The organism is Saccharopolyspora sp. (genome assembly GCF_017434145.1).
Classification (GTDB): Bacteria; Actinomycetota; Actinomycetes; order Mycobacteriales; family Pseudonocardiaceae; genus Saccharopolyspora_C; species Saccharopolyspora_C galaxeae.
The window spans coordinates 1-4,539 of sequence record NZ_JAFRFW010000465.1; the positions used below are offsets into that span (position 1 = coordinate 1).

General features: G+C 66.9%; 4 protein-coding genes. All 4 read right to left on the bottom strand.

What is annotated here, in order from left to right:
* The coding region (locus IJH84_RS12810) for a hypothetical protein (RefSeq protein ID WP_295144476.1) at positions 1 to 970 on the bottom strand (970 nt) is incomplete at its 3' end.
* Complete coding sequence (locus IJH84_RS12815) at positions 963 to 2,186, bottom strand: tyrosine-type recombinase/integrase (protein WP_295144479.1); 1,224 nt, start codon at positions 2,184 to 2,186, stop codon at positions 963 to 965. The genes IJH84_RS12810 and IJH84_RS12815, both read right to left, overlap by 8 nt.
* Positions 2,187 to 2,238: 52 nt before the next feature.
* Positions 2,239 to 3,441, bottom strand: a complete 1,203-nt coding sequence (locus IJH84_RS12820) for an ImmA/IrrE family metallo-endopeptidase (protein ID WP_246207829.1) — start codon at positions 3,439 to 3,441, stop codon at positions 2,239 to 2,241.
* A 121-nt stretch (positions 3,442 to 3,562) separates the two neighbouring features.
* Positions 3,563 to 4,351, bottom strand: coding sequence for a hypothetical protein (locus tag IJH84_RS12825; protein ID WP_168546439.1), 789 nt, complete (start codon positions 4,349 to 4,351; stop codon positions 3,563 to 3,565).
* Positions 4,352 to 4,539: the final 188 nt, after the last annotated feature.

A 4,539-nucleotide genomic window follows, 5' to 3' on the forward strand; every position in this document is an offset into this window, starting at 1 on the left:
CCGCGCCCCAGCGGGCGATACCGGTGGCGGCGGCCGCCTCGTCGGCGTGGTCGACCATGAAGGTGTAGAACACCTGCGTCTGCGACACGGTCGCCTCGATCGCCGTGCCGGTCAGCCGCCGGTCCGGGCGGGCTGACGCTTCTGGGCTCCGCAGCCACGCCGCGAAGTCGGTGAAGACCATCCGCAACTGGGCGGGATCGTCGGCGAGGACCGGATCGGTCAGGTGCCCGGTCGCGGTGAGGAACCGCCCCAGGTGCCTGGCCGCCATCCTCGAGCGTTCCACCGCCGAGGACCAGCGCAGTAGCTCGGCGGTGATGGACACCCGCAACCAGAACCGCACCCCTTCGCGCAGCCATACCGGTTCGATGCCGCCCAGGCGTGCGGCCATGTCGTGGCTGGGTTCGTGCTCACGTTGGGGGATCCGCGGATCGACCCGCAGGTCCCAGATGTCGTGCTCCCACCAGCTGCGGTCGGTGCACCGCACCGACAGGTACAGGTGCAGGTGCTCGATCAGGTGCGTGATGCTGCGGCGCGTGTTCAGCGGCGGCAGCCGCTTGTTGCGGGTCTGATATGCGAGCAGGGCGTGACGCAGCAGCATCGAGGAGCTCATGTCGGTGATCGACTCCGGGGCGTGCCCGTGCTCACGGGTGTGGCTCTGGCAGGCCAGGGAGATCGCCTCGCAGCACCAGCGCAGGTAGGCCGGTTCGATCTTGCCGATCTGGTCGGTGGCACACAGCCACACGAACCATGCGACCTCGCGGCCGAACCTCGGCGGGCAGTCCGCCGGGGTGAAGTCCAGCCGCCTGCCGAGGTACCGCGAGTTCTGCCGGAACACCTCCCGGTGCTCTGGTGAGTCGATCTGGTAGATCGGCTCGCGCCATGCTGCCGGGACGAGGGCTGCTTGCGCCTGCCAGGTGAATGCGGTGGCCGCGGCGGCGGACAGTCGCGGGGCCCGCCCGGGTTCAGTCATTGTGCAGCCCTTTCCATCCGGCGACGTAGCTGCGCCATTGCGCGATCGAGCGCATTTCGGCGTCCTCGGTGACCCATCCGTACGTCGACAGGGTGGTCTGCACGTCCGCGTGGCCGAGACGGCGCATCACGACATGAGGCGCGACACCGGAGAGCAGTAACGCGGTGGCGTGGGTGTGCCGTAACCAGTGCGGTGTCCATCCCGGCTGCAGCACCTGCTGCGCCGGGCCTCCATGGCCACCATCGGTGGCATGGCTGTTGCAGCGGCGGGTGACCGACCGGACTGCCGAGTAGACCGTCTCCGGGCGCATCGGCGCGAACCGTGTCCCGTGTGTGAGGTTGACGAACACGAAATGCGTGGTGAAATCAGGCACGTCGAGGTCGGCGCCGTCGTCGATCAGCGCCCACACGTACTCCGAGTAGAGCGCGGCCAGGTCGTCGCCGACGTAGATCCGCCGCGGCCCGGTCTTGCAGCGCACCTCGTGGGGGTGGTCCTGGCGGCCGGCGACTTCGACCCAGGGGGTACCGCCGCCGCCGATGTGGAAGTCGTGATGCCGCAACGACAACGCCTCACCCAGGCGCATGCCGGTCTCAGCCAGGACCGCGAACAGTAGCCGGTTCCGCAGCCCAGTGCCACCGCCGGACCAGCTGGTGCCGTCGTGCGTGGCGCAGGCGTTGAGGATCGCGGCGACCTCCCGGGGCAGCAGCACCGGGGTGGCGGCCCGGTTGGGTTGCCGGACCCGGTAGATCGGGTGATCGGCGCTCTGGTGCGGGCCGACGCCGTCGAGGAACCCGATGTAGCGGGAGCGGCGCCGCCACTGCCCGTGCGAGGTGAACAGCTTCTCGTACGGGCCCAGTAGGTGGTGCGCGTCGGCCTGGAACCGGTAGAAGCTGAGCACCGCGGTCGCCCGTAGCTGCACCGTCGCGGTCGATGAGCCGCCGACGACCTCCGGGCCGATCTGCCGAGTTCCCGGCAGATCCCCGGTCCGCAGGAATGTCAGGAACTGCCCGAACAAGGTGGTGGGGAACTCGTCCCAGCGGTGCCCGCTGTGATCGAGCACCGTCCACCACAACGCCAATCCGGCCGCGTACGCGCGGACCGTGTTTGGTGACGCTGCGCTCGCCGTGAGGAACCGCAGGTACTCGCGGGCCGGCTTGATCGGCCGATCGAGGTCATCGACCACGACGTACGTGCCGGGTCGGTCTGAGTACCGCACCCGCTGTACCTTCGCCACCGCCCCGCACCTCCTCGCCCTGGCTCGCCTGGGGTCAGGCTCGCCGGGAACGCTGCTGGAACCGGCGGAAGTCGATCACATCGGCGGTACCGTCCCCGGCGCCGCGATCGCCGCCCCGCGAACCGGTGGTCGTTTCGACGGCCGGTACGGCCGGTGCCGCAGGCGATGCGCTGGTCGACGGCGCAGGGCGTTGCCCGACCAGGAAGTCCCCGAGAATGTCGCCGGGGAAGATCAGGTCGTAGGTCGACAGAAGCTGAGCGGACGGCACAGCAAAGCCGAGCTCGACCCATTTGCTCAGCAACCGGGGCCGTTCCACGGCGCGGTCATCCCAGCCCGGTTCAGTCCGGCCCCAAGTCCGACCGGTGTCGGGGTTCACCCGCTGGTAGAGCTGCTTCTGCAAGCTGCGGAACCGGTCGTCGTCGAGCATGCCACCGGTGTGCAGGTGCCGCAGCAGTGCGCCGATCGAGATGCCCCACTTCTGCTTGACCGGCACCAGCGACATCAACGACGGTGTCGGTGAGACCTCCTTGCGGATCTGCGCGAGAGGCGCAAGCAACTCGGACGCGAACCGTGAGGCCTGCTCCTCCTTGTCCTCGGTGACGTCACCGCTCCAATGCAAGCTCAGGTGGCCCAGCTCATGTGCGAGCGTCCACCGTGTCCGCTCCCACGACGTCGACTGCCGCACCACGATCAGCGGGCGTGCCTTGAACTCACCAACTCGCGTCGAGTACCCCAGGTGCTTCTCCGACGCGGCTCCACCGTCACCGTCGCGCAGTGTGGCGGCGGCGAGCATCCGCCGCATCACGATCGGCACACCCGCGTGCTCGATGTTGTGGGTGAGGTAGTCGATCGGCTCATCCCAGGCCACACCGAGCGCTTCACGCACCCGCGCCGCCGCTTCCGCGACAGGCGCCGACGGATCGACCATCGGGATCTTCACCGCCGGCAACTGCCACCGCGAGTGCAGCTCGTCGAGAAACTCCCCGACCATCGACGCGAAGTCCGCCAGATACTCCTGCTCAGTCTTCGTTGTCGACTGCGGCGCACGGAACAGCAAGTCCGACGCATGAATTCGCATCGGAGGCTCAGTAGTGAAGAACCGGGGCGGGAACCGCAGAATCGTCGTCAACGCCTCCAGCTCCGCCGTACTGATCTCGCCCGTGATCGACTTCTCCAGACGGGTCAACCGAGCCGCCGACGGCCATCCCAGCTCAGCTGCCAGTGACTTCGCGGTCATCTTCCGCATGATCCGGGCTTGACGCACCCGGCGTCCGTAAACGTTCACCGTCGCCTTCATTGCTCATCCGATTCAACGCTGCAGGTCCCCGCTGCATACCAGTTTCCCCCTGCTGTGACGGCTACGCAGGCGTAGGCGTGGGGTCCGGCGGCTCGTCGTCGCTGCCCGGGCCAGTGACCGGCGTCTCGAAGCTCCCGAAGTTGCCCGTGCTCTTGACGGGCGTTTCGTAGTGCGCGAAGTCGTCCGCCGGAGCGCCGCCGACCGGCTTCGGCCTTTCCTGCCCGTAGAACGGCGACTCCGTCGCCGGCGGGAACTCCACCAGCGCCAAGATCTCCGCACTGGCAGGGTTCTTCAAGCCGCGCACCACGGCCAGGTGAAGCGACTCCAACGTGGTGTTGTCCTTCGTTGACCACAACGCGTAAATGCCGTCGTGAACAGGCTCGGCCTCGTCGTCGCTGTCCTCGGCGGACGAATCGACCAGGCCCCAGTTCGTGAACAGGTTCATCTGTTTCGGCTGCAGACTGCCACTCGCGAGTGCTTTCTCCACCTCCGGCGGGAGTACGACGTCCCGGTCGACCGCCGCCTGCACATGCCTGGACAGGAATTTCCGCAGCCGAAACTCTGTGCCCAGGTTCATGAATACGGTGCCGCCGCCCTGCCCCCGGTTGCACTGCAGATTGATCCCCGGCTTGCCGTTGCGTTCCTTTTTCCAGATGTCGCGCATCATGTGCCGCACATCCGCGCAGAACGTCTCGCCGGACACCTCGGCTGGATCCGCGTGTCGCGCCGACCACATCTTCCCGACCTCGGTGATCGCCGCCGGCAGGTCGAGACGCACCGTCGCCAACGCGGGGCGATGCTGCTCGACGAATTTCTCGAGCGTCTTCTGAAGCTCCGCATGGAGTGCCATAGCGAAATAATTGCACGGAAACCCTCCACTTGCAAGAGGCTCGCTCACTGCCGTTGTTCACGGTAGATCCGACCACTGACATGCAGCTAATGTTACATGTCTAGGACGATAGAAACCAGCTCTGATATGAATGAATTATCGTGTCATGCATCGCAATTACGGATAAGCCTTCCGGACTTCGCTGAAGC